Consider the following 24,657-nt stretch of genomic DNA (forward strand, 5'->3'; position numbering starts at 1 on the left):
ACCGGCGCCCGCCGCCGCCCGTACCCGTTGGAGCCCCGCTGTCAGCGCAGCCGGCCACCCGTCCGACCCGGCGTGTCCGCCGGGTGCTGGCCGTGGTGTGCCTGCTCGTCGTGGCCGGGCTGCCCGCCGGGTCGTCGAGCGCCGGCACCACCGGTCCGGGAACGCTGCGGGTGCTCCAGATGAACCTGTGCAACAGCGGGCGGGCCGGCTGCTACACCGGCCGGGCCGTCCGTCAGGCCGCCGACGTGATCGCCGCCGAGGCGCCCGACGTGGTCACGCTCAACGAGATCTGCCGCGACGACGTGGTGACGCTGGGGCGTACGCTGCGGGCCGCCCGTACCGGCGGCACCGTGGTGTCCGCGTTCCAGGCCGCCGGTGACCGCCCCTCCCGGGGGCCCACCCGGTGCGACAACGGCGAGCCGTACGGGATCGGTCTGCTGACCCGCCTCGACGGCCGGGACGCGCGGTCGTCGGTGCACCGGGGAACCTATCCGGCGCAGGACCTCGCCGACCCGGAGGAGCGGGTCTGGCTCTGTGTCCGGGCCGACGGGCTGCACGCCTGCACCACGCACCTGGCGAACACCAGCGGCCAGGTGGCGCTGGCCCAGTGCGGTCAGTTGCTCGGCGCGGTGGTGCCGCAGACCCGGGGCGACGGGAACGCGCCGACCGTCCTCGGCGGCGACCTCAACCTGCGCGCCGGTGGCGTGCCGGACGTGCGCTCGTGCGTGCCGGTGGGATACCGGCGCATCGACGACGGTGCCCGGCAGCAGATCCTGGCGTCCACCGGCGTGACGATCTGCTGCCGGCGCGCGGTGGACATGCGCGGGACGACAGACCATCCGGCGCTGCTGGCGACCATGATCCGCTCGTGGTCAGCGCCGCCGCCGGGACGGTACTGACCGGGACCGGCGCGGGCGCGGCGCAATCGGGTGGGCCGCGCGTGCAACGTCTCGGGTGGGTCTGTGCGTTCTACCTCCGTCATGAGGAGGCAGTCAGTTGAGAGCCGAAGACGAGCAGGCGTTCCGCGAGTTCGTGACGTCGCAGATGGCGTCGCTGCGCAAGCTGGCGTACATGACCTGCGGCGACTGGCACGCCGCGGAGGACGCCGTGGCCAACGCGCTGGTCAAGCTCTATCCGCGCTGGCCGAAGCTGGAGCGGCCCGATCTCTACGTCAAGACCATGGTCTACCGGGCCGCGGTCGACGAGACGCGCCGGCCCTGGCGGCGCGAGCGGTCGGCCGGCGACGCCGTGCCGGACGTCACGGTGCGGGACACGGCGGCGACGACCGACGAGCGGATGCGCCTGCAGGTCGCGCTCGAAGCCGTGCCGGCGCGGCAGCGGGCCGCCGTGGTGCTGCGGCACTACCTGGATCTGAGCCTGGAGGACACCGCCGCCGTGCTCGACTGCACTGTCGGCACGGCCAAGAGCCAGGTCTCCCGAGGGCTGGCGAAGCTGCGCGAGTCACTGGGCGGCGAACACCTCGATCTCACCGGCAAGCCGATAGGGGAGTGGACGAATGCAGTTGCGTGAGCTGGTGGACACCGTGACCGCCGACGAGCCGCCGATGGGCCGTACCGTCGACGACATCGTCGCGGCCGGACGGCACGCCGAACGGCGCCGCCGGACCCGGTTCGCGACAGCCGGCGCGGCGGCCCTCGTCGCGGTGGCGGTCGCCGGCGCGATCACCGTGCCGATCCTGGGGGCGAGGCGCGACGCCGGGGAGACCTCGGCGGTGTCCGGGGCGCCGCGTCCGGGCGCCAGCCCCTGGCCTGACGCCTCGCCGTTCACCTTCACCTTCACCGGGTACGACGCGGGCACGCTGCACGTGCAGGATCCGATAGTCGTGTCGACCGCGTACCAGATCGCCCCCGTCTACTCCGACCGGCACACCTCGAACGACAAGCCCGTCAGCGCGGAAGAGGCGGAGTCGTGGGAGCAGCACGAGAGGGCGGCCGCCGGGGCGAAGCCGTCGCTCTGGGCCTACCTGACCGTCTATCGGCCCGGCGCCTTCGATCCGGCGGCGATCAAGCACGGGCGGAACATCACGGTGGCCGGGCGCAAGGCGGTGCGGGCGACGCTGCCGTACGCCCTCGACCCGAGTCAGCCGCTGGAGCCGGGCAACAAGCTGTTCGCCTGGCAGTACGCCCACAACGCCTGGGCGGCCGTGACGTCGATCTCCGACGACCCGGCGACGCCGAGCTTCGGGGACCTGACCGGCCTGGTCGCGGGCCTGAAGCCGGCCGGGCCGACGCCGGCTCCGCTGCCGTTCACAGTGGGCTACGTGCCGAAGGGCTACGTGCCGTTGCAGGTCGGCACGCACGCCATGCCCGGCCTGAGTGGCATCGCCACCGCCCGTGGCGGTGACTACGGCGGCGCGACGTACACCAGGCCGGCCCTGCCCACCACCGGCCTGACCGCACCGTTCGACTCGGGCGAAGGCACGATCAGGGACGGGTTCCACATCTTCGTCACGCCGAGCCGCAACTCCAACCAGTCACCGGAGCCCGGTGCGGCGAGGTGCTATCCGGGGCCGGCCCGCAGAGGCGGGTTCTGCAACATCTGGAGCGCTGACGGCACAGTCGTCGTCCAGGTCAGCTCCCAGACCCTCGGCAGCCGGCTGCCCCAGGCCGAGCTGCTGAAGATCGCCCAGGGGATCACCGTCGCCGACGACGTGCGGGACGAGGCGACCTGGACGCCCGCCGTGGACGCCCTGATCCCCTGACCCCCTGAGCCCCGAACGACCCGGTGACGGTGGAAGCGGCCAGCCCGCTCCCACCGTCACCACGGGATCTACAGGAACCGCCAGCGCTGGTGCGCGGCCCCGGTGTCGTCGGCGAGGACCGCCTGCGCGCCCTGGGCGCCGGAGCCGCCGCTCAGGCCGAGCACCCGGCCCCCGTTCGCGCACTGGATCCGGAACCAGCCTCCTCCGACGTACCGCAGCCGCCACCTGTGGTCGGCGGTGCCGTTGTCGGCCCACTGGACGATCCGGGCGCCGGCCGCGCTCGAACCGCCCTCGACGCCCAGCACCTTGCCGCTGTTGCCGTTGCGCAGTCGCAGGTAGCCGCCGGTGTCCACCAGGGCGGTCCAGAGGTGGTCGGCGGTGCCGGTGTCGCCCCACTGGATGACCGGCCCGCCGTCGGCGGTCGACATGTCCTGCACGCCGAGCACCAGCCCGCTGCCGAGGTTCTGGATGCGCCGCGCCCCGTTGGGCAGGAACCGCCACTGGTTGTCCGGGCTGCCGTTGTCCGGGTCCTGCACGGCGAAGGCGCCCTGCGCGGTCGAGCCGCCGGAGATGCCGAGCAGCTTGCCGGTGTGTACGTTGCGCAGCTTGTGGCTGCCGTCGCCGACGTCGACCACCGTCCACAGATGGTCGGCGGTGCCGTTGTCCGCCCACTGGAGGATCCGGGCGCCGTCGGCCGTGGACATGTTCTCCACGCCCAGCACCTTGCCGCTGTTGACGTTGCGCAGCCGCAGCGCCGACCCGTCGACCACGAGCTGCCAGTCGTGGTCGGCGGTGCCGGTGTCACCCCACTGCAGGGCGAGCCCGCCGTCGGCGGTGGACATGTTCTGGATGCCGAGCACCAGCCCGCTCGCCGCGTTCGCCAGCCGGAAGCTCGCCTCACCGCCGCCACCGCCCGCGCCGACCCGCCAGTAGACCGTGTAGTTGTGCCCGTGGGCGTCGTAGAACGGGCCGAGGTTGACGGTGGCGCCGTCGGCCCGGGCGGTGAACGCGAGACTGCCCGTGCCGGTGCGGGTGACCGAGGCGGGGTCCAGCGTCGGCAGGGCACTCAACGCGGTGTTGCCGTAGTTGCCGGAGAGCACCACCGGCCCGTACGTGACGGCCTGGACCGCCGCGTCGTCGTTGGCGGCGACGGTGGCCACCCGCATGGGCAGCCGGACCGTGACCGTGTCGCCGGAGGTCCAGGCGCGGGTCAGGACGGCGTAGGTGCCGGGCGTGGTGGCGATGCCCGCCGCGACGCCGTTGACGCTGACGCTCGCGCCGCTGGTCCACGCCGGGATCCGGATCCGCATCGTCCACGAACCGGCCACCGAGCCGGTGACGGTGAGCGTCGTGGTGTCGCCGACCGGGTACGAGGTGGCCTGCGTGACGGTGATGCCGCGCTGGCTCCAGGTGAGCACCGACGGGACGAACAGGTTGACGGTCAGCGTGGTGCCGTTGTGGAAGTAGATCGCGTCCGCCAGCGTCGTGTTGGTCTCCAGCCCGGTGCCCTGGCAGCACCAGAAGGAGTTGTAGTCGGTGCTCCACGTTCCACCGCCCCACGCCGGGCCGACGCCGCGCCGCCCGCCCGGGTTGAGCGGGGTGAAGTAGGTGACGTGGCCGTGCGCGTCGGCCGGGTTCTGCTGGCCGATCATGTGGTTGAGCAGCGCGCGCTCGTAGAAGTCGGCGTACGCGACCCGCTCCGGGTCGAGCTGCCACAGCTCCCGGGTCAGCTTGAGCATGTTGTACGTGTTGCACGCCTCGCAGGTGTCGTTGCGCAGGTAGCCGGCGATCGCGTTCGGTGCGCGGAAGTGCTCGGCCTGGCTGTTGCCGCCGATGGCGTACGTGTGGGCGCCGACCGTGATGGCCCACGCGTTCGCGGCGATGTCCCGGTAGCGGGTGACGCCGGTGGCCTTGTACTCCCGGGCCGCGCCGATCCACTTGGGCACCTGCGTGTTCGCGTGCAAGCCGTTGAGCTGGTCGGAGTTGGCGGCGAGTGGATTGAACACGGCGGCGTGGTCGAACCGCTGCGCGACGGTGAGCCACCGCCCGTCGCCGGTCTGCTGGTAGAGGTCGGTGAGCACCGCGTTCATGCCGCCGAACTCGGTGCCGAGCATGGCCTGCGTCTGCGCCGAGGTGAGCCGGCCGGTGCGCTGGTCGACCCACCCGGCCAGCGCCAGCAGCACGTCCCGGGCCTGGGTGCTGCCGATCAGCCGCCACACGTCGAGCAGCCCGGCCAGCGTCTTGTGGATGCAGTAGTAGGGGACGTTGCCGTTGCTGAGCGTCCGGGCCTCCAGCGCGGTGAAGTCGGACTCCGGGAAGCCGGACAGGTAGCCGGCGCCGAAGCCGGCCGCGCCGTTGTTTGCCTGGCAGCGGGCCAGCTCGGCGACCATGGTGAGCGCCTTGTCCCGGCAGGTGGTGTCGCCGAGCACCGCCCACGCCTGCGCCCAGGCGGTCAGGAAGTGCCCCTGCATGTGGGTGCGGAACGGGAAGTTCGGCGCGTCCCACCCGCCGTTGGCGGCGGCGCCGCCGGTGGAGAGACGGTGGTTGGCCCGGAAGTTGTAGAGCAGCCGGTTCACGTCGACGAAGCGCAGGTAGGCGACAGTACGGTTCTGGTTGTCCTGCCAGCGGCCGGCGGTCAGCCGTACCTGGCCGCTGTCGAACGCGTACGCGGAGACGCCGATGTCGGGGCGGGCCGGCGGCAGCGCGGCGCGCGCCGTACCCCCGGAGAGGACGGATCCGGCGGCGGCGCCGGCGGTGGCCGCGACGGCGGTGGCGCCGGTGGCGCGGAGCAGGAAGCGGCGGTTCACCAGGGGAGCGGGCATGGACGGCCTCCGTGGCGGGGACGGTGGTGGTGGGACGGTTACGCGGTGACCCGGAAGGTGGCGTCCTGCCGGTCGATCGCGGGGGAGCCGGCGCCGAGCGGGTCGATGCGCAGCCGGTAGTCGTAGTGCCGCAGGTAGCGGGTGGGGAAGTTGTGCGAGCGGAACGACGACCAGGCGGCGTCGACCAGCCCGGCGGTGCGGTGGAAGGTGGCGTCGGCGCGGAACGTGGCGGTGCCGTCGTTCGGGTCCAGCCGGACCGCGTAGTCGTAGTGCCGCAGGTAGTTGCCGGGATAGTTGACCGACTCGAACGAGACGCCGGCGGAGTCGGCCAGGCCGGGGACCATGCGCCACATCTGGTCCTGGTACGGGTCGAACGGGTACGCGTCGACGCGGGCGACCCGGTCGGCGTGCCGGACGTAGCGGTCGGGCAGGTTCGACGACTTGAGCCGCACCCAGTTGGGCGTGCCCCAGCGGTTGACCAGCCCGGCGTACTCGGCATCGGTGATGCCGATCATCGAGCCGTGCTTGGAGTTCAGCGGCGGGGTGTAGTCGCGCTGGTTCAGCGGCGTCCACGAGTTGCCGGAGATGGTCGTCGTGGACCAGGCGTAGTAGTCGTTGTTGACCGGGCTGAACGAGTCGCCCCACAGCCGCCAGCCACCCTCGTTCGTACGCAGCAGCAGCGGCGCCTCGATCGCGTTGCCCTGCCGCAGCCCGCTGGTGTACGTGGTGAAGCTGTTCGGCGCGGCGGTGGTGGAGCGGGCGCCGTAGAGGTATCCGTCGTTGAGGTTCTTGTAGTAGAGGTACGTGGTGGCGCCGTCGACCACCACGTCGCCGTCGAGCACCCCGAAATTCGGGCTGAAGTAGACCTGCGGGGCGCTGACGGTGCGGAAGTCGTTTGTGTAGTTGACCAGGAACACGTCCCGGCCGTTGTTCGCGGAGTAGACGATGGCGTACTGGCCCCGGGCGGCGTCCCAGAACGCGGTCGGCGCCCACGTGTGGGTGTCGAGCGTGTGCATCCGGATGCGCCGGTAGCCGGTGAACGCGGTCAGGTCGGCCGAGTCCCACACGTGCAGGTACTGGCTGGTCAGCCCCCAGTTGGTGCCCTTGAGGTCGGTGGCCAGCACCACGAACGTGCCGTCGGTGCGGCGCAGCACGAACGGGTCGCGCAGACCGAGCTGACCGGCGGTCGGGGTGACCACCGGGTTGTTCTGGTTCAGCGGCGTCCAGTTCAGCCCGTCCCGGCTGACGGCCAGGTGCAGGCCGTAGTCGGCGCCGAGGCCGTTCGGCGTCTCGGTGAAGTAGGCCATCGCGTAGGCGGTGTTCGCGGCCGCGAGCGCGCCGCGCGGCAGGCTGAGCGCGCCGGTGGCGGTGGCAGCGGCGGACAGGGCGCCGACCGTGAACGCACGTCGGGTCAGGGGCACGACGGTGGCCTTTCTCTGTGGTGGAGATGACGGCCGCGTTAACGCTAACAACGTCCCTTAGCCTGGCGTTCACATAGCTTGATGTCAATGAATTCGTTAGCGCTCGCCGTTCGGCGCCGGTAACGCCGCAGGGCGGGCCGCGACGCGGCCCGCCCTGCGCTGTCACCCTCCTCCCGGCGTCGCGGCCGGGTGAGGATCAGCGGTTGCGGTAGTGGTTCATGGCCAGGGCCACGCCGGACGCCAGCGCCAGCGCGCCGAAGGCCGAGCCGGCCCACGGGTTGTCCAGCAGGCTCGACAGCGTCACGTTCGCCGCCACGCTGACGATGAGCACCAGCCACAGCAGCGGGCGCATCCGGGTGACGGGCGTCGTCGCGGCGGTGTTCTCGGCGGTACGGTCCAGCTCGTTCACGGCTGCCTCCTCGGGCGATCTCGTCTGCCACCAACGCTAGGCGCGCGGCCCGCCCGGAACGATCCCGCCAGCACGACGACCGAGGTACAGCAGGCTGTACTTTCCGTGCCCGGCCCTGCCGCGCGGGGACCGCGGTGACCTATCGTGTCGGCCGGGGGTGGGCCGGGATGGAATACGTGCGCGGGCGGTTCCGCGCCTCGGTGGACGCGCTGGAACACCTGGTCGGCGGGCTGGGCACGTCCGTGCTGGCACTGGGCGCGCTGTTCGGGGTGATCGTCGTGGCGGCCGCCTGCGCCGGCGGGGTCGGGCTGCTGCTCGTACCCGGGATGCTGCGGGCGGTGCGGTCGGTGGCCGACCGGGAGCGCGCCCGGCTGTCCCGGTGGGGGTCGCCGATCCCGGCGCCCGGCCCGGTGCCGGACGGGCTGCGGCCGGCGCTGCGCGACCCGGTCGTCCGGCGGGAGCTGCGCTGGGTCGGCGCCCACGCCACGCTCGGCTTCGTCGCCGGGCTGATCGCGCTCGCGCTGCCGATCTACGCCGTGCAGGACATGACCTTCCCGCTGTGGTACCGGCTGGTGCCGCCGGAGGCCGGCGCGCCCGGGATCGGCTGGTGGCGCGTCGACGGGCTCGGCGACGCGCTGGTGGTCGGCGTGCTCGGCATCGGCTGGCTGGTGCTCGCGGTCGCGACCGGGCCGGCGCTGGCCCGGATCCAGGCCCGGCCGGGCCGCCGGCTGCTGCCCCCGCCGCCCGGGTTCGACCTGTCGCTGCGGGTCGCCGAGCTCACCGCCACCCGGGCCGCCGCGCTCGACGCCCACGCGGTGGAGCTGCGGCGGATCGAACGCTCGCTGCACGACGGCACCCAGAACCGGCTCGTCGCGGTGAACGTGCTGCTCGGTGCCGCCCGGCGGGCGGTACGCCGTGACCCGGACCGCGCCGACGAGATCCTGGAACGCGCGCAGAACGCGGCCGAGCAGGCGCTCGGCGAGCTGCGTACGGTGGTGCGGGGCATCCTGCCGCCGGTGCTCGGCGACCGGGGGCTGGCCGGGGCGCTCGCCGGGCTCGCCGCGGAGTGCGCGGTGCCGTGCCGCCTGTCGGTGGACGTCGACGCGCGCTGCGCGGCGTCGGTCGAGGCCACCGCGTACTTCGTGGTGGCCGAGGCGCTGACGAACGTGGTCCGGCACAGTGGCGCGGGCGCCGTGGAGGTCGCCGTGCGCCGGGAGGGGGACCGGCTGCTCGTGACGGTCACCGACGACGGGCGCGGCGACGCCGACGAGGCGCGCGGCTCCGGGCTGACCGGCATCCGCCGCCGGGTCGAGGCGTACGACGGGCGGATGACGCTGACGAGTCCTGCGGGAGGACCGACGAGGATGCACGTGGAGCTGCCATGCGGATCGTGATCGCCGAGGACGACGCGCTGCTGCGCGAGGGGCTGGCGCTGCTGCTGCGCGCCGAGGACCTGGACGTGGTCGCCACCGCCGGCACACCGGAGGAGTTCCTGACCGCCGTGGACGAGCACCGCCCGGACGTGGCGATCGTCGACGTGCGGATGCCGCCCACCCACACCGACGAGGGGATCGTCGCCGCGGTCGAGGCCCGCCGCCGCCTGCCGGGCCTCGCGGTGCTGGTCCTGTCCGCGTACGTCGAGCAGGCCTTCGCCACCGAGCTGTTCTCGGTCGGCGCCTCCGGGCTCGGCTACCTGCTCAAGGAGCGGGTGGGCCGGGTCGAGGAGTTCCTCGCCGCGCTGCACCGCGTCGCGAGCGGCGGCAGCGTGATCGACCCCGAGGTGGTCGGGCAGCTGCTCGCCCGCAACCGGCGGCCGGACACCGCGCTGGCCGAGCTGTCGCCGCGGGAGCACGAGGTGCTGGCGCTGATGGCCGAGGGGCTGGGCAACGGCGCGATCGCGGAACGGCTGTTCGTCACCGACGGCGCGGTGCACAAGCACATCCGCAACATCTTCGCGAAGCTCAGCCTGCCGCCGGACGACCGCGCGGACCGCCGGGTCACCGCCGTGCTGCGCTATCTCGACGGCCGGCGATAGGCGTACGCACGCGCGCCGCCTCGCGGAGAGACGGCGCGCGTGCGGTGTGACCTGGATCAGTCGGTGCCGCACAGGGCCGCGTCGACGGTGCTGGTGACCGCCTCCAGCATCTCCAGGCCGGTCGGCAGCGCGGTCACCGCGACCACCGCGCTGCGCCCGTCCGTGGTGGACAGGTTGCGCGTCTCGAAGCCCTGGATGTCGCCGCCGTGCCCCCAGGCGTGGCCGCCGCAGGGCAGCTCGTGCCGGGCGATGCCCAGGCCGTACGCCCATTCGCCGCTGGGCTCGAAGTCGGCCGCCGGCACGGTACGCGTCAGGGCCGCCTGCTGGGCCGGCTTGAGCAGCTTGCCCGCCAGCAGCGCCTCGAAGAACGCGCGCAGATCCGACGGCGTCGAGACGAGCTGGCCGGCGGCCCAGCCCAGCGACGGGTCCATCCGGGTCACGTCGACCCACGGCGCGCCGGGCCCCACCGCCACGTATCCGCGCGGCAGCCGGCCGGGCAGGTCCTGCTCGCCGGTCTGCGGCCAGTACGTGTCGCGCAGCCGCAGCGGCTCGATGATCCGCCGGGTGATCTCCTCACCGACCGGGCGCTTGGTGACCCGCTCGACGATCAGTCCGGCCAGGACGTAGTTGGTGTTGCTGTACTCCCACTTCGTCCCCGGCGGGAAGCGGCGGGACTGGGTGAGCGCCTCGTCCACGAGCCGGCGCGGGTCGAAGTACTCGCTGCGCCTGTCGATCAGATCCTGCTCCTCGGTGAAGACCACGTCGTCGTAGTCGGGCAGGCCGCTGGTCTGCTGCAACAACTGGCGTACGGTGATCCGCCGCCCGTCGTTGCCGTTGGCGCGCACCATGCCGGGTAGGTAGCGCTCGACGGTGGCATCCAGGTCGATCTTGCCCTCGCCGACGAGCTGGAGGACGACCACTGCGGTGAACGTCTTGGTGTTGCTGCCGACGCGCACCCGGGCGTCACGGGGGATCCCGGCGCCGGTGCGCAGGTCCCCGACCCCGGCGGTGTAGTCGCGCACCCGGCCCTCGCGGCGGACGGAGGCCAGCGCCCCGGGGAAGCCGTGCTCGGCGACCAGGCCGTCCAGTCGCGTCTGGACGGCGTCGGCGGCGGGACGCCGGGTGTCGGTGGTCGCGGCGGACGCGGCGGGCACACCGAGCGCGGTGACGGTCAGCAGGGCCGTGGCGCCGACGGCCAGCGGGAAGGTACGGCGGGTCATGGGAACTCCTCGACGGAGGTGAACGGGTACGTCCTCAAGCCTCGCCAGAACCGGGCCCTCGCTCCATACCGCCAGCTGCCGAGCCGGGGTAGCGCTGGCACCACTTGATGGCACCGGTGCCGCCGGTTAGGCTCCGCGCAGCGTCGCGTGCCGGTGGCAGACCGTGTCAGGCATGGAGGCGCCGGACCGAAGGGAGCACGACGATGACACTCGTCGTCCCTTCGCCCTCGCCTCGTGGCTGAGGGCGAACAGGCCAGGCTGGTGGCCTGGAGCCGGGAGATGCGCGCCGTCCACGGGCGGCTGCGCGAGGCGCTGGAGGTGACCCGGCGGGCGCTCGCCGACGGTGAGCCGGCCCGCCCGGCGGCGCGTGACCTGCTGTTGTTCTGTCACGGGTTCTGCGCGGCGCTGACCGCGCACCACGAGGGCGAGGACCGCAGTCTCTTCCCGGCGATCGCGGCGCGGCATCCGGAGCTGCGCGGCACGCTGGACCGGCTGCGGCAGGACCACTCGATGATCGGGTACCTGCTGGCCGGGCTGAGCGCGGCGGTGGCCCGCGACGCCCCGCCGGGGGAACTGGCCCGGCACCTGGAGGGCGTGGCGGCGATCATGGAGTCGCACTTCCGGTACGAGGAACGGCAGCTGCTCACCGTGCTGGAGACGCTGGCACTTGACGCCGACCCGGCCGACGTCTTCGGACCGCTGTGACCCCGGGTCGCGGCCCGGCGGGATGCGCACCGCCGGGCCGCGGCCGGGCGCTCAGTTCAGGCCGCAGGTGGCCAGCGCGTCCAGGTTCGGGCGCTGCGCGCCGACCCGGTTGAACGCGATCTCGATGCGGTCGAGCGTCGCGACACGCTTGCTGCGCAGCGGCCCGAGGATCGCGTTGTCGATGAAGGCCGGCCCGCCCTCGGGGCGTACCGCGAGCTGGGCGAGGCGGGCGTTCGCCTCGGCGATCTGCTTGTCCAGCGTGGCCAGCTCGGCCTGTACCTGACCGGCGGCCGCCGCCGGAACGGCGGGCAGCGCGACCCGGGGGCAGTTCACGGTCCGCGCCGCGCCTCCGGCGTTACCGTTCTGGCCGCCCGCGTTGCCGTTCTGCCCGCCGGCGTTGCCGTTCTGACCGTTGCCGTTCTGGCCGCCCGCGTTCTGGCCGCCGCCGCCCTGTGCGGCACCGCCGTTGACGGCGCTCGGCACGCCCGGGGCGTTGAGGGTGCAGGCCGCCAGCGCGTCCAGGTTCGGCCGCTGCGCGCCGATCCGGTTGAACGCGATCTCGATGCGGTCGAGCACGGCGACGCGCTTGCTGCGCAGCGGGCCGAGGATGGCGTTGTCGAGGAACGCCGGGCCGCCCTCGGGGCGTACCGCCTGCCGGGCCAGCCGCTCGTTCTGCCGGGCGATTTCCTGGTCCAGGTTGGCCAGTTCCCGTTCCACCTGGGCCGATGCAGCCGCCGGGACGGCGGGCAGCTTGTCGCGTACGGTCGGGCAGTTCATGGTCTGCGCTGCGGCGGTGGCGGCCGGGCGGTTGTTCTCGCCCGCCGACGCCAGTTGCAGCCCACCGGCGAACAACAGCGCCGCGAGGGCGCCCACCCCGCCGAGCTTCAGGACCGCGGTCTTGCGCGTACCCCTGGCCATGCACCTCTCCTCTGGTTGACCGGGAGGGCCGGCGCGGCGGCTGCCGCCCCGTCTCCACGGTGCGAAGTGACGACTGGAGGAATCGTGCTCGTGCCCGCTCCGGCATCGCGGTTCCGGCCGATGTTCCGGTCGGCAGTGGATACGGACGGCGCGGCGCGATCGTTCAGTGCGCGCGAAGGTTTGACCGTATCGACGTCCGTCGTTAGGCTGCGCTGAAAGCGCTTACTGCGCGGGAGGCGTGAGCGTTCGTGGCACTGACGTCCGGGTATCAAGGCCCGTCCCCGACACCGACCGGGCATCGGTGCCGGCGGGGGCACGGCACCACCACCCGCAGGAGACCACCATGAACAACCGACACCGCCGTACGGTGTTGTGGACGTCCGCCGCGGCGACCGCCGCGCTCGCCGCGTCCGGACTGGCCGTCGGCGCGACCGCCGCGCAGGCTGCCGCCGGCTGCCGCGTCGACTACGCCGTCACCGCGCAGTGGGGCGGCGGCTTCACCGCCAACGTCAACCTGACCAACCTCGGCGACCCGCTCGACGGCTGGGCCGTCACCTGGACCTTCGGCGCCGGGCAGACCGTCGCCCAGGCCTGGGGTGCCGAGATCACCGCGAGCGGCGCGTCGGTGCGCGCCGTCAACGTCAGCTACAACGGCAGCCTGGGCACCAACGCGAGCACGTCGTTCGGCTTCAACGGCACCTGGAACAACAGCAGCAACCCGGTGCCGTCCACCTTCGCGGTCAACGGCGTCACCTGCACCGGCGGGGTCACCCCGACCACCGGCACGCCGTCCAGTGCTTCGCCGCCCAGCACGCCGCCGCCGAGCAGCCCGCCCCCGAGCACGCCGCCGGCCGGTGGGGCGATCTACGCCGCGCCGAACGGCACCGCCGGGGCGGCCGGCACCCAGGCCAGCCCCACCACGATCGCCGCGGCGATCACCCGCGTCGGGGCGGGCGGCACGATCTATCTGCGCGGCGGCACGTACAACCTGTCCCAGACGGTCACCGTCGCCGCCGGCAACAACGGCACGTCGAGCGCCCGTAAGAACCTGTACGCCTACCCGGGCGAGACGCCGATCCTGAACTTCTCGGCGATGAGCGAGGACCCGGCCAACCGGGGACTGGCGCTCAACGCCTCGTACTGGCACGTGCGCGGGCTCGTGGTGGAGCGGGCCGGTGACAACGGCATCTTCGTCGGCGGCAGCAACAACATCATCGAGCGGACGGTGACCCGCTTCAACCGCGACACCGGGCTGCAACTGTCCCGCATCGCCTCCAGCACGCCGCGCGACCAGTGGCCCGCGAACAACCTCATGGTCAGCGTGGAGTCGCACGACAACGCCGACTCTGACGGCGAGGACGCCGACGGGTTCGCGGCCAAGCTCACAGTCGGCAGTGGAAACGTCTTCCGGTACGCGGTGTCGCACCACAACATCGACGACGGCTGGGACCTCTACACCAAGTCCGACACCGGCGCGATCGGCCCGGTGACCATCGAGGACTCCCTCGCGTACAGCAACGGCACACTGAGCAACGGCACGCAGAACGGCAACGGTGACCGCAACGGCTTCAAGCTCGGCGGCGAGGACATCGCGGTGAACCACACCGTCCGGCGCACCATCGCGTACCGAAACGGCAAGCACGGGTTCACGTACAACCGCAACCCGGGCACCATGACGATCTCGAACAACCTGAGCATCGACAACGCCGAGCGCAACTTCTCGTTCGACGCCGGCACCTCGGTCTTCCGGAGCAACACGTCCTGCCGCTTCGCCGGCAGCGGCTCCAATGACAAGACGGTCGGAAACGTGGACGGCTCGAACCAGTTCTGGTCCGGCTCCAACGGCTCCCGCTGCGCCACGTACTCCGGGGCTCTGGCCTGGTCCTTCGCCGCCGACGGCCGCCTCACGGTGACCCTGGGCGGCCGCGCCGTCTCCCTCTGACGGCCCACCCACCTGAGTCGATCATGAGGTTGGCGGCCGGATCGAAGATCGACAACGCCGCCAACCTCATGATCGACCGGGTGGAGGTTTGGCCGGGGAGCGGCTTGACAGGGTGATCGTGGATTAGGTTAGCCTAACCTGCGTGACGAGCGGAACGGTGCGGGCCGACGGCCTGCGGGGCAGTGAGCTGCGGTTGGGTTACCACGGCAAGACGGTGGTGCACGACGCCGCCATCACGCTGCGGCCCGCGGCCGTGACCGCGCTGGTCGGCCCGAACGGCAGCGGCAAGTCGACGCTGCTGCGCGGGCTGGCCCGCCTGCACCCGCTGGAGCACGGCGAGATCGTGCTCGCCGACGGCACCCCGGCGCGGGCGCTGTCCGCCCGGGACTTCGCCCGCCGGGTGACGCTGCTGGCGCAGAGCCGCCCCACCCCCAGCGGGGTGACGGTGCGGGACGTGGTCGGCTACGGCCGGCACCCGTACCGGCAGCGGTGGCGCGCCGGCGACCCCGACGGCCCGGCCGCGATCGAGCGGGCCATGACCGTCACAGGTGTCGACGGCATGGCCGGCCGGCCGGTCGACGAACTGTCCGGCGGCGAGCTGCAACGGGTGTGGCTGGCCACCTGCCTGGCCCAGGACACCGCGATCCTGCTGCTGGACGAGCCGACCACGTTCCTGGACCTGCGCTACCAGGTGGAGATCCTCGACCTGATGCGCGACCTCGCCGACACCGCCGGCGTCGCCGTCGGTGTGGTGCTGCACGACCTCAACCAGGCGGCCGCCGTCGCCGACCACGTCGTGCTCCTGCACGAAGGCCGGGTACGCGGTGCCGGCACGCCGCACGAGGTGTTCACCGAGGCGGCGCTCACCGAGGCGTACGGCATCCGCGTCGAGGTGACCGTTGACCCGGTCACCAACCTGCTCTCCACCCGCCCCGTCGGCCGGCACACGACCCGCGTCTGCGCCTGACCGATCCCTGCCCACAGAAGAGAAACGATGTTGCGTACCCGTCTGACCCTGCTCGCCGCCGCCGCGGCGAGCGCGCTGCTGATCGCCGGCTGCGGCACCACCGAGGAGCCCGCCGCCGCACCGTCCCCCTCCGACGCCGCGTCCACCGGCCCGGTCACCGTCACCGACAGCCGGGGCAAGACCATCACCCTCAAGAGCCCCGCCACCAAGGTCGTCGGCCTGGAGTGGGGCGAGGTGGAGATGCTCGTCGGCCTCGGCGTCATGCCGGTCGGTGTGGCCGACCCGAAGGGGTACGCCACCTGGGTGACCGCCGCCCCGCTCGACCCGGGCGTCAAGGACGTCGGCACCCGTGGTGAGCCGAGCGTCGACTCCATCGTCGCCCTCCAGCCGGACCTCGTGGTGATGGAGGCCGAGCGCGGCTCCGCCGTCGTCACCCAGCTGGAGAAGTACGTCCCGGTGCTGGTCACCAAGGGCAGCGACGCCTCCGACAACATCGGCCGGATGCGCTCGGACCTGAAGATGATCGCCACCGCGACCGGCCGTACCGCCCAGGCGGACAAGCTGCTCGCCGACTTCGACGCCGCGATCGCCGACGGCAAGAAGAAGATCGCCGACGCCGGTGCGGCCGGCAAGCAGTTCGCCTTCGCCGACGGCTGGAAGGAGGGCAGCACCGTCTCGATCCGGATGTTCGGCCAGGGCGCGCTCGTCTCCCAGCTCGGCATCCAGCTCGGCCTCAAGAACGCCTGGACCGGCAAGACCGACGAGATGTGGGGCCTGGGCCAGACCGACGTCGAGGGCATGAACGTCCTCAAGGGTCAGGACCTGCACTTCTTCTACAACGCCTCGGACGGCACCGACGTGTTCGCCGACGGCCTCGCCGGCAACGCGATCTGGCGCGCCCTGCCGTTCGTCCAGCAGAACAAGCTGCACAAGATGCCCAACGGCATCTGGACGTTCGGCGGCACGCTTTCCGCCAAGCAGTACATCGACGAGCTCGTCAAGGTCTACACGGCTTGAGCGCGATGACCGCCCCCGCCCCGCCGGGGCCGGCCACCCGGCCGGCCCCGGTCGGGCCGCCGCCCGCCCGGCGCAGCCGGGTGGCCGGCGCGTTCGCCCTCGCCGCCGGGCTGCTCGTCGCGATCACCGCGGTGCACCTCACCCAGGGCACGTCGTCCGTCGGCGCGCTGGACCTGCTCCGGCTGCTCACCGGCGGCGACGACGAGACCGCCCGGGTGCTCGTCGCCTCCCGCCTGCCCCGGCTGCTCACCGGCCTCGCCGTCGGCATCGCCCTCGGTTTCGCCGGCGCGGCGTTGCAGTCGACCACCCGCAACCCGCTCGCCTCACCGGACACGCTCGCCGTCAACGCGGGCGCGCACCTGGCGATCGTCGCCACCGCCGCGTTCGGCATCGCGCTGCCCGCGCTGCCCGCTGGCGGGCTGGCGTTCTGCGGCGGCCTCGCCGCAGCCTCCCTGGTCATGCTGCTCTCGGCCGGCGGCCAGGCGGCCACCACCCGGCTCATCCTCGCCGGCTCGGCCACCGCGATGGCGCTCTCCTCGCTGACCATGCTGCTCATGCTGCTCTTCGAGCAGGCCACCATCGGCCTGTTCGCGTGGGGCAACGGCTCGCTCGTGCAGGGCGACCTGGTCGCGTTCACCCAGCTCGCCCCCGTGATCGGGGTCGCCGCGCTGGTGCTGGTGGCCCTCGGGCACCGGCTGGACCTGCTCGCCCTCGGCGACGACACCGCCACCGTGCTCGGGCTCAACGTGCGCCGTACCCGGCTGACAGTCGTGCTGCTCGCCGTGCTGCTCTCCGCCGCTGCGGTCACCCTGGCCGGGCCGATCGGCTTCGTCGGCCTCGGCGCCCCGGTGATCGTCCGGCTGCTCGGCCGCTGGGTGCCCGAGGTGCACCGGCACCGCATCCTGATGCCGCTGTCCGGCATCGTCGGCGTCGTCATCGTGCTCGGCTCCGACGTGCTGCTGCGCGCCGTGCTCGGCGGGCAGGCCGGGGTCGACGTGCCGACCGGCGTGGTGACCACGCTCTTCGGCGCGGTGCTGCTGGTCTGGCTGGCCCGCCGCCACCGCGACGCCGGGCCGACCCGGCAGGCGCCGGGCGGCCACGCCGCCGTCCGCTCCCGCGGCTTCGTCGCCTCCGTGATCGCGGTCTGCGCGGTCGTCGTCACCGCCGCGCTGCTGCTCGGCATGCTCGCCGGGGACACCTGGGTGCTGCTCGGCGACATCGTCAACTGGGTGCAGGGCCGCACCGGACCGGCGTACACCTTCGTGCTGGACGCCCGCTGGCCGCGCGTCGCCGCGGCGCTGCTGGCCGGCGCGGCGCTGGCCCTGGCCGGCACCACTGTGCAGGCCGTCTGCCGCAACCCGCTCGCCGAACCGGGCATCCTCGGCATCACCGGCGGCGCCGGCATCGGCGCCGTGTCGCTGCTGACGTTCGCGCCGATGGCCGGCGTGCTCGCCCTGTCCGGCGCCGCCGGCCTCGGCGCGGTCGTCGCATTCGCGCTGGTCTACGGCCTGGCCCGGCGGCGAGGGCTCAACTCCGACCGGCTGGTGCTGATCGGGTTCGCGGTCTGGCAGGGCGGTACGGCGATCATCACGTTCATCGTGGTCTCGTCCGACCCGTGGAACACCGGCAAGGCCCTGACCTGGCTGTCCGGCTCCACCTACGGGCGTACCGCCCCGCAGGTGCTGCCGGTGGCGATCGCGCTGCTGGTCGCCCTGCCGGTGGTCGCCGCCGTACGCCGCGAGCTGGATCTGCTCGCGCTCGACGACGACACGCCCCGGGTGCTCGGCGTCCGGCTGGAACGCGCCCGCCTGGTCGCGCTCGGCCTGGCGGCGCTGCTCACCGCCACCGCCGTGTCGGCGGTCGGCGTGATCGGCTTCGTCGGCCTGGTCGCGCCGCACGCCGCCCGCGCGCTCGTCGGCGGGCGGCACACCCGCGTGCTGCCGGTCGCGGTGCTGCTCGGCGCCGCCCTGGTCAGCCTCGCCGACACACTCGGCCGCAGCGTCATCGCACCGGCCCAGGTCCCCGCCGGTCTGGTCACCGCCATGATCGGCACCCCGTACTTCGTCTGGCTGCTGTGGCGTTCCCGCGCCGCCGCAGCCGCCCGTTGACCCGTTCACCCACGCACCACCCACCGGCCGTGAGAGGAATGACGCATGACCAGCACCCTGGCCGTCGCGCCCTGGCGAGTCTTCACCGTCGAGGTCCGCGCGCTACGGCGGCTCGGCCCGTCGTTCCTGCGGGTGACGCTCACCGGCCCGGACCTGGACCGGTTCGCCGACAACGGGTACGACCAGCGGATCAAGCTGGCCCTGCCGGCTGCCGACGGCGTGGCGGGGGAGCTGCCCGAAGGGCCGGACTGGTTCGCGCGGTGGCGTGCGCTGCCGGACGGGCTGCGCAGCCCGATCCGCACCTACACGGTCCGGGCGGTCCGGCCGGAGGCGTACGAGGTGGACGTGGACATGGCGCTGCACGGCGACGGCGGCCCGGCCACCCGGTGGGCGCGGCGCGCCCGCCTCGGTGACCGGATCGCGCTCGTCGGCCCCGACGCCGGGTGGGACGGCCCGCACGGCGGGGTCGAGTTCCAGCCGCCGGCCGGGGCGACGCTGCTGCTCGCAGGCGACGAGACCGCCGCGCCGGCCATCTGCGCGATCCTGGAACGGCTGCCCGCGCAGGCGCGCGGGCACGCGCTGGTGGAGGTGCCGGAGACCGGCGACGAGCTGTCGTGCCGGGCCCCGGCCGGCGTCACCGTGACCTGGCTGCCCCGCGACGGCGCCCCGCACGGCAGCCGGCTCACCCCGGCCGTGACGAGCCTGGCCGGCCGGCTGGTGCCGGTACCGGCCGCTCCGGTCGCCGCGCCGCTGGCCGAGGTGGACGTGGACCGGGACATCCTCTGGGAGGTGCCGGAGCGGCCCGACGGCGCGGCGCTCTACGCCTGGCTGGCCGGGGAGGCGGCGGTGATCCGCGGCCTGCGCCGGCACCTGGTCACCGAGCGCGGCATGGACCGGCGCGCGGTGGCGTTCATGGGTTACTGGCGGGCCGGTCGCGCGGAGAACTGATCGTCCCCACCGCCGTCGAAGCGGGCCGGCGCATGACGCGCCGGCTCGCTTTCGTCATCCGCGCGGCGCGTACGGGGCGAGCGGGTTGACCAGGGTGCCGGCGAACTGCAACGCGGCCGACGGGTCGGACAGGTCCACCATCTGCTGGTTGTTGCGCAGCTGAAGCCGGTTGAGGCAGGACAGCGTGAACTCCGGCGCGAACAGGTCGTGCCGGCGCATCCGGTCGGTCAGGTGCGGCACGGTGGCGGCGTAGCCGGCGGCGCACTCGGCGACGGTGCGCCAGAACTCGTCCTGGTCGAGCACGCCCCGGGTGTGCAGGGTGGCGCTCAGGTGCCGCAGGAAGCAGTCGAACACGTCGGTGAAGATGGACAGGATCTTCTCGTCCTCTCCGATGGCGGCCCGGATCCGCCGGACCCGCTCGGGCAGGTCCGCGTCCGGGTCCATCACCACGATCTCCTCGGCGATGTCCTTGAAGACGACCCGTTCGACCACGCTGTCGTGCAGCACCAGGATGACGTTCTCGCCGTGCGGCATGAACGCCAGGTCGTGGGCGTACAGGCTGTGCAGCAGCGGCACCAGGTAGGCGTCCAGGTAGCGGCGCAGCCAGTCGGCCGGCGCCAGCCCCGACTCGTCGATCAGCGCCGCGGCGAGCGAGCGGCCGTCCCGGTCCAGGTGCAGCAGCGACGCCATGGTGGCCAGCCGCCGCCCGGGTTCCAGCCCGGGGACCGGGCTCTCCCGCCACAGCGCCGCCAGCATCTTCCGGTACGGCGAGTAGCGATCGGTGGCCGCCTCGTACTGCCGGTGCCGGTAGCCGATCGCGGCCCGCTCCCGGATGATCGACAGGCCGGTGCGCTTGAGCACCGGGTCGCCCTCGATCAGCCCGGCCAGCCAGTCGTTGATGGCCGGCGTCGCCTCCATGTACGCGGCGGACAGCCCGCGCATGAAGCCCATGTTCAGCACCGACAGCGCGGTCTTCACGTAGTGCTTGGCCGGGTCGGTGACGTTGAAGAAGGTACGGATGGACTGCTGCGCGAGATATTCGTCAGGCCCTTCGCCGAGGCAGACCAGCCGGCGCGCGGCCACCTCACCGGCGAACGTCACGGCGAGCTTGTTCCACCACTGCCACGGGTGCACCGGGACGAGCAGGTAGTCGGCCGGGTCCAGGCCCAGCCCGGTGAGCGTGGCGGTGAACCCGGCCAGCGTCCGCTCGCCCAGCTCGGCCCGGACCAGCGTGTCGTAGTCCAGGTCGTCGGCGCAGGTGAACGTGGTGTGGTCGCGGTGCGCGGCGAGCCAGAGCAGCCGTACCGGCGCGGCGGCCTCCGGGGCGTACGCGTGGTACTCGTGCACGCCGAAGCCGATGCGGCCGTTGTTCGCCACGAAGCAGGGATGCCCCTCGGTCATGCCGGTCTCGATCGCCTGGAAACCGGCGGCGGCCAGCTCGGCGGCGCTCAGCGCGGGCTTGGCGAGCTTGTACGCGGTCCCGGCCAGCGTGGACGTGATCTCCTCCAGGTAGACCGGCAGGATCGCGTCGGTGAGGCCGAGCGCGCCGCGCAGCTCCACGCAGAGGTCGACGGCGTCGGGCGGCAGTTCCGCGCCGTCGCGGCGGCGCACGATGCTGTCCGCGTCGACCTCCCAGTGGTCGAGCGCCAGCAGCTGCGCGGTGAACCGGTACTCCACGGCGCCGTCGTCGCCGCGTACCAGCCACCGGCCCGGGCCGGCGGGCTCGGGCGTGATCAGGCGCTCGTGGGCGAACTCGGCCAGCGCCTTGCGCACCAGCAGCCGGTTGGCCGTCGCCCACGCCTCGGGGGTCAGGTGGTCCACTGATGCGCTGGCGTTCACGCCGGTGCCCCTTTCTCGCCTGTGGGCGCGCCGGTGGCGGCCCGGAACTGGTCCCGCGTGCAGACGCTCAGCAGCGCCTCCTTCTCGGGCTTGCGGATCGGCCCGACGACTGTGAAGCCGACGGCCGCGTTCAGCGCGTGCACGGCGGTGTTGCGCACGTCCGGCTCCACCACCACCCGGCGGGTCGCCGGGTCGGCGAACAGCCACGCCATCACCGTGGTGATGACGGCCCGGGTGAAGCCGTGCACAGGCGTGTCGGCGGGTGCGCAGAGGAAGTGCATGCCCACGTCGCCGGGCGCCGGCTCGTACAGGCCGACCAGTTCGACCCGGGCCGGGTCGTACCGCTCGGCCAGGAACGCCGGGGCGCCGCGCCACGATCCCAGGTACGCGTCGTGGTGCGGATGGTCGGCGATGCGCCGGTACTCGGCGGCGACGGCCGGCACGTCGGCGTCCCGCATCAGCCAGAACGCGGACTTGGGATGGGTGACCCAGCGGTGCAGCAGCGCGGCGTCGGCCTCCGGGTCCAGCGGTCGCAGGGTGAACTCGCCCAGCGCGTCGTCGACGCGGGTGAAGCTGGTCATGCGGGGCCGTCTGGGCATGCGCTCGCGGCCCTCGCTTCGCTCGGTGCGCTCGCTCATGCGGGCGCTCCGGCGGGCGCGCCGAACTCCTGGAACGCGATTGTCTTCTCCACCGGGTAGTGCTCCCGGCCGGTCATCTCGCGGATCAGCCACGAGTTGCGGTACGGGCCCATGCCCAGGTCGGGTGAGGTGATGCTGTGCGTGTGGGTGCCGCCGTTCTGCAGGAACACGCCACGGCCGGTGTGGTCGACGCTGTAGTTGCGGGCCACGTCGAAGCGGCCGTGCGCGTCGAAGCGCAGCCGGTCGCGTACCGGCGCGAGGAACTCCGGCACCCGGTAGTGGTAGCCGGTGGCCAGCACCAGCCCTTCCGTGTCCAGCGTGAACGCGCGGTCCTGCTCGGTGTGACGGAACCCGAGCCGGTAGCGGCCGTCGGCGTACGCCGCCTCGACCAGTTCGGTGTTCGTCAGCAGGCGGGTCGGCGCCGGTGTGTGCAGGCTCTTGGCGTACAGCAGGTCGTAGATGTCGTTGATCAGGTCGGCGTTGATGCCCTTGAACAGCGGCTTCTGCGCGGCCTCCAGCGCGTAGCGGGTCGGCTCGGGCAACGCGTGGAAGTAGTCCACGTAGTCCGGCGAGGTCATCTCCAGCGTCAGCTTGGTGTACTCCAGCGGGAAGAACCGGGGCGAGCGGGTCACCCAGGTGAGCTGGTAGCCGTACGTGTCGATGTCGCCGAGCAGGTCGTGGTAGATCTCGGCGGCGCTCTGGCCGCTGCCGACGATCGTGATGCTGTCCTTGGCCCGCAGCGCCTCCCGGTGCTCCAGGTAGCGCGAATTGTGGATCAGGTCGCCGCCCAGCCCGGCGCAGGACGGCGGCAGGTACGGCGGCGTGCCGGTGCCGAGCACGAGGTGCCGGGCCCGGTGCGTGACCGGCCCGTCCGGCGTGTCGGCGTGCACCACGTACCGGTCGCCGGCCTCGTCGTACTCGACGGCGGTGACCGTGTGCCGGAACCGCACGTTCGGCAGCTTGGCGGCGGCCCAGCGGCAGTAGTCGTTGTATTCGGCGCGCAGCGGGAAGAAGCTCTCCCGGATGTAGAACGGGTAGAGCCGGCCGGTGTCCTTCAGGTAGCACAGGAACGAGAACGGCGAGGTGGGGTCCGCGAGCGTCACCAGGTCGGCGATGAACGGCGTCTGGAGCCGGGTGGATTCGAGCAGCATGCCGGGATGCCAGTCGAAGCTGTCCCGGGCCTCCAGGAACAGCCCGTCGAGGTCGTCGACCGGCGCGGTGAGGCAGGCCAGACCGAGGTTGTACGGGCCCAGCCCGACGGCGATGAAGTCGTGGGTAGACATGGTCTCGTTCTCCTCGACGGGGGTCAGCCGACCGGGCAGGACAGCTCGGCGGCGGTGGCGGTCCGGGCGTACCAGGCGGCGTGGCCGGCGATCAGGTCCAGCACGTGGACGACGTCGTCGACAGTGGTCTCCGGGTTGAGCAGGGTGAGCTTCAGGTGGTGCGCGCCGTCGACCCGGGTGCCGGCGACCAGGGCGGCCCCGGAGGCGGCGAGCGCGTCGCGGGCGTGCAGGTTGACCTCGTCGACCAGGTCGGGGGCGAGGCCGGGCGGCCGGTAACGGAACACCACAGTGCTCAGCCGCGACGGCGCGGCCACCTCGAAGCGCGGGTCGTCGTCGAGCCGCCGCCACGCCTGCGCCGCGAGGTCGACGACCTGGTCGAACAGCGCGCCGATCGCGTCCGGGCCCATGATCCGCAGGGTCAGCCAGAGCTTGCACGCGTCGAACCGGCGGGTGGTCTGGATGCTCTTGTCGACCTGGTTCGGTACGCCCTGCTCGACCGCGCGTACCGGGTTGAGGTAGTCGGCGTGCCAGGTGGCGTGGCGCAGCACCCGCGCGTCGCGGACCAGCAGCGCGCTGGAGCTGACCGGCTGGAAGAACGACTTGTGGTAGTCGACAGTCACCGAGGTGGCCCGTTCGATGCCGTCGAGCAGGTGCCGGCGGGTGGGGGAGACGAGCAGCCCGCAGCCGTACGCGGCGTCGACGTGCAGCCAGATCCCGGCGGCGGCGCAGATGTCGGCGATCTCCGGCAGCGGGTCGATGCTGCCGAAGTCGGTGGTGCCGGCGGTGGCGACGACGGCCATCACCACCTGGCCGTCGCGGTGGCAGCTGTCGATCGCGCGGTTCAGCTCGTCGGTGCGCATCCGCCGGTTGTCGTCGGTGGGCACTGTGAGCACCGCGTCGGCGGCCAGGCCGAGCAGCTTGGCGGCCTTCTGCACACTGAAGTGACCGGCCGCCGAGGTGATGACGCGCAGCCGGGACAGCACCTGAGGGCGGTCCGGCCGGCCGGCGGCCCCGCCCACCACCCGTCGGTACGCCTCCTCGCGCGCCAGCAGCATCGCCTGGAGGTTCGACTGGGTGCCGCCGCTGGTGAAGACCCCGTCGGCGCCGGGGCCGAGCCCGATGCGCCCGGCCGTCCAGTCGATGAGCCGCCGCTCCATCAGCGTCGCGCCCGCGCTCTGGTCCCAGGTGTCCAGCGAGGAGTTGACGGCGCTGAGCACCGCCTCGCCGAGCAGCGCCGGGATGACCACCGGGCAGTTCAGGTGCGCCAGGTAGCGCGGGTGGTGGAACCACACGGCGTCGCGCAGCCACACGTCGTGCAGCTCGTCCAGGGCGGCGTCGGTGTCGGCGAGCGGCCGGTCCAGGTCGATGCCGCCGATGAGCGGCGCCAGCTCGTCGGGTGTGACGCCGGTGAACGGCCGGTCCGCCTCCCCCACCCGGCGGGCGACCCGGTCGACGCCGCGCGCCAGCACGTCCCGGTACCGCCCGAGCGAGCCGGCGTTGAACAGGTGAGCGCGTGCCGTGTCGGCGGCGCGCCCGGCGTCGGTCGGGCTCCCGATCGAACTCATGCGACATCCCAGCGGTCGTACGGACAGGACGCGGCGCGAGCCGCGGCGATCAGGTTAGGTTAGGCTCGCCTAACTATCAAGCGCGACTCGGGATGCTT

At 72.9% G+C, this 24,657-nt stretch carries 20 protein-coding genes; 11 read left to right on the plus strand and 9 right to left on the minus strand.

Annotated elements, in window-relative coordinates; genetic code table 11:
- Positions 1–83 precede the first annotated feature (83 nt).
- The 3 genes from ACGFIA_RS15805 to ACGFIA_RS15815 all read left to right on the plus strand — a co-directional run bounded on the left by ACGFIA_RS15805 (position 84) and on the right by ACGFIA_RS15815 (position 2,722).
- Complete coding sequence (locus ACGFIA_RS15805) at positions 84–899, plus strand: endonuclease/exonuclease/phosphatase family protein (protein WP_357384803.1); 816 nt, start codon at positions 84–86, stop codon at positions 897–899.
- A gap of 97 nt (positions 900–996) precedes the next feature.
- Positions 997–1,530: a SigE family RNA polymerase sigma factor gene (locus ACGFIA_RS15810; protein WP_357384805.1), complete on the plus strand. Its 534-nt coding sequence runs from the start codon at positions 997–999 to the stop codon at positions 1,528–1,530.
- Positions 1,517–2,722 carry a hypothetical protein gene (locus ACGFIA_RS15815; protein ID WP_357384807.1) on the plus strand — a complete coding sequence of 402 codons (1,206 nt, stop codon included), beginning with the start codon at positions 1,517–1,519 and terminating at the stop codon, positions 2,720–2,722. The genes ACGFIA_RS15810 and ACGFIA_RS15815 overlap by 14 nt, the downstream gene beginning before the upstream one ends.
- Positions 2,723–2,790: 68 nt before the next feature.
- On the opposite strand, the gene ACGFIA_RS15820 is transcribed toward ACGFIA_RS15815, so the two are convergent.
- From ACGFIA_RS15820 to ACGFIA_RS15830, 3 genes are all read right to left on the minus strand, one after another.
- A complete protein-coding gene (locus ACGFIA_RS15820; RefSeq protein WP_393260550.1) occupies positions 2,791–5,544 on the minus strand; it encodes a beta-L-arabinofuranosidase domain-containing protein in 2,754 nt (917 codons plus the stop codon).
- A gap of 38 nt (positions 5,545–5,582) precedes the next feature.
- The gene (locus ACGFIA_RS15825; protein ID WP_393260553.1) at positions 5,583–6,965 is read right to left on the minus strand and encodes a glycoside hydrolase family 43 protein; all 1,383 of its coding nucleotides are present in this window, start codon (positions 6,963–6,965) and stop codon (positions 5,583–5,585) included.
- A gap of 196 nt (positions 6,966–7,161) precedes the next feature.
- Entirely contained in the window at positions 7,162–7,374 is a 213-nt protein-coding gene (locus ACGFIA_RS15830) for a hypothetical protein (protein ID WP_357384813.1), read from the minus strand.
- A gap of 167 nt (positions 7,375–7,541) precedes the next feature.
- On the opposite strand from ACGFIA_RS15830, the gene ACGFIA_RS15835 reads away from it, so the two are divergent.
- Both ACGFIA_RS15835 and ACGFIA_RS15840 read left to right on the plus strand, forming a co-directional pair.
- Positions 7,542–8,768, plus strand: coding sequence for a sensor domain-containing protein (locus ACGFIA_RS15835; protein ID WP_357384815.1), 1,227 nt, complete (start codon positions 7,542–7,544; stop codon positions 8,766–8,768).
- Positions 8,756–9,409, plus strand: a complete 654-nt coding sequence (locus tag ACGFIA_RS15840; RefSeq protein WP_357384817.1) for a response regulator transcription factor — start codon at positions 8,756–8,758, stop codon at positions 9,407–9,409. The genes ACGFIA_RS15835 and ACGFIA_RS15840 overlap by 13 nt, the downstream gene beginning before the upstream one ends.
- A gap of 56 nt (positions 9,410–9,465) precedes the next feature.
- Here ACGFIA_RS15840 and ACGFIA_RS15845 read toward each other — a convergent pair whose 3' ends face one another.
- Positions 9,466–10,629 (minus strand): serine hydrolase domain-containing protein, encoded by a 1,164-nt coding sequence (locus tag ACGFIA_RS15845; RefSeq protein ID WP_357384819.1) that lies wholly within the window; start codon positions 10,627–10,629, stop codon positions 9,466–9,468.
- A gap of 234 nt (positions 10,630–10,863) precedes the next feature.
- Here ACGFIA_RS15845 and ACGFIA_RS15850 point away from each other — a divergent pair, with 234 nt between their 5' ends.
- A complete protein-coding gene (locus tag ACGFIA_RS15850; protein WP_357384821.1) occupies positions 10,864–11,334 on the plus strand; it encodes a hemerythrin domain-containing protein in 471 nt (156 codons plus the stop codon).
- Between the two features lie 51 nt (positions 11,335–11,385).
- Here ACGFIA_RS15850 and ACGFIA_RS15855 read toward each other — a convergent pair whose 3' ends face one another.
- Positions 11,386–12,252 carry a hypothetical protein gene (locus ACGFIA_RS15855; RefSeq protein ID WP_393260558.1) on the minus strand — a complete coding sequence of 289 codons (867 nt, stop codon included), beginning with the start codon at positions 12,250–12,252 and terminating at the stop codon, positions 11,386–11,388.
- A gap of 343 nt (positions 12,253–12,595) precedes the next feature.
- On the opposite strand from ACGFIA_RS15855, the gene ACGFIA_RS15860 reads away from it, so the two are divergent.
- From ACGFIA_RS15860 to ACGFIA_RS15880, 5 genes are all read left to right on the plus strand, one after another.
- Entirely contained in the window at positions 12,596–14,194 is a 1,599-nt protein-coding gene (locus ACGFIA_RS15860; RefSeq protein WP_393260561.1) for a cellulose binding domain-containing protein, read from the plus strand.
- 157 nt (positions 14,195–14,351) lie between these two features.
- The gene (locus ACGFIA_RS15865) at positions 14,352–15,161 is read left to right on the plus strand and encodes an ABC transporter ATP-binding protein (RefSeq protein ID WP_357471251.1); all 810 of its coding nucleotides are present in this window, start codon (positions 14,352–14,354) and stop codon (positions 15,159–15,161) included.
- 27 nt (positions 15,162–15,188) lie between these two features.
- On the plus strand, positions 15,189–16,178 hold the full coding sequence (locus ACGFIA_RS15870) for an iron-siderophore ABC transporter substrate-binding protein (RefSeq protein ID WP_357384827.1): 990 nt from the start codon (positions 15,189–15,191) through the stop codon (positions 16,176–16,178).
- 5 nt (positions 16,179–16,183) lie between these two features.
- Positions 16,184–18,286, plus strand: coding sequence for an iron ABC transporter permease (locus ACGFIA_RS15875; RefSeq protein WP_357478515.1), 2,103 nt, complete (start codon positions 16,184–16,186; stop codon positions 18,284–18,286).
- A gap of 45 nt (positions 18,287–18,331) precedes the next feature.
- On the plus strand, positions 18,332–19,234 hold the full coding sequence (locus ACGFIA_RS15880; RefSeq protein WP_357384829.1) for a siderophore-interacting protein: 903 nt from the start codon (positions 18,332–18,334) through the stop codon (positions 19,232–19,234).
- Between the two features lie 54 nt (positions 19,235–19,288).
- Here ACGFIA_RS15880 and ACGFIA_RS15885 read toward each other — a convergent pair whose 3' ends face one another.
- Genes ACGFIA_RS15885 through ACGFIA_RS15900 form a run of 4 tightly spaced genes read right to left on the minus strand, consistent with a single transcriptional unit; the run spans position 19,289 to position 24,559 of the window.
- Positions 19,289–21,073, minus strand: a complete 1,785-nt coding sequence (locus ACGFIA_RS15885; protein ID WP_357384831.1) for an IucA/IucC family siderophore biosynthesis protein — start codon at positions 21,071–21,073, stop codon at positions 19,289–19,291.
- Positions 21,070–21,654 (minus strand): GNAT family N-acetyltransferase, encoded by a 585-nt coding sequence (locus ACGFIA_RS15890; protein WP_357384833.1) that lies wholly within the window; start codon positions 21,652–21,654, stop codon positions 21,070–21,072. Before ACGFIA_RS15890 ends, ACGFIA_RS15885 begins: the two co-directional genes overlap by 4 nt.
- Positions 21,655–21,707: 53 nt before the next feature.
- Positions 21,708–22,994 (minus strand): lysine N(6)-hydroxylase/L-ornithine N(5)-oxygenase family protein, encoded by a 1,287-nt coding sequence (locus ACGFIA_RS15895; protein WP_357471216.1) that lies wholly within the window; start codon positions 22,992–22,994, stop codon positions 21,708–21,710.
- A 23-nt stretch (positions 22,995–23,017) separates the two neighbouring features.
- Entirely contained in the window at positions 23,018–24,559 is a 1,542-nt protein-coding gene (locus ACGFIA_RS15900) for an aspartate aminotransferase family protein (protein ID WP_357384837.1), read from the minus strand.
- Between the last annotated feature and the right edge of the window lie 98 nt (positions 24,560–24,657).

The organism is Micromonospora sp. NPDC049203, assembly GCF_043197215.1.
Taxonomy (GTDB): Bacteria; Actinomycetota; Actinomycetes; order Mycobacteriales; family Micromonosporaceae; genus Micromonospora.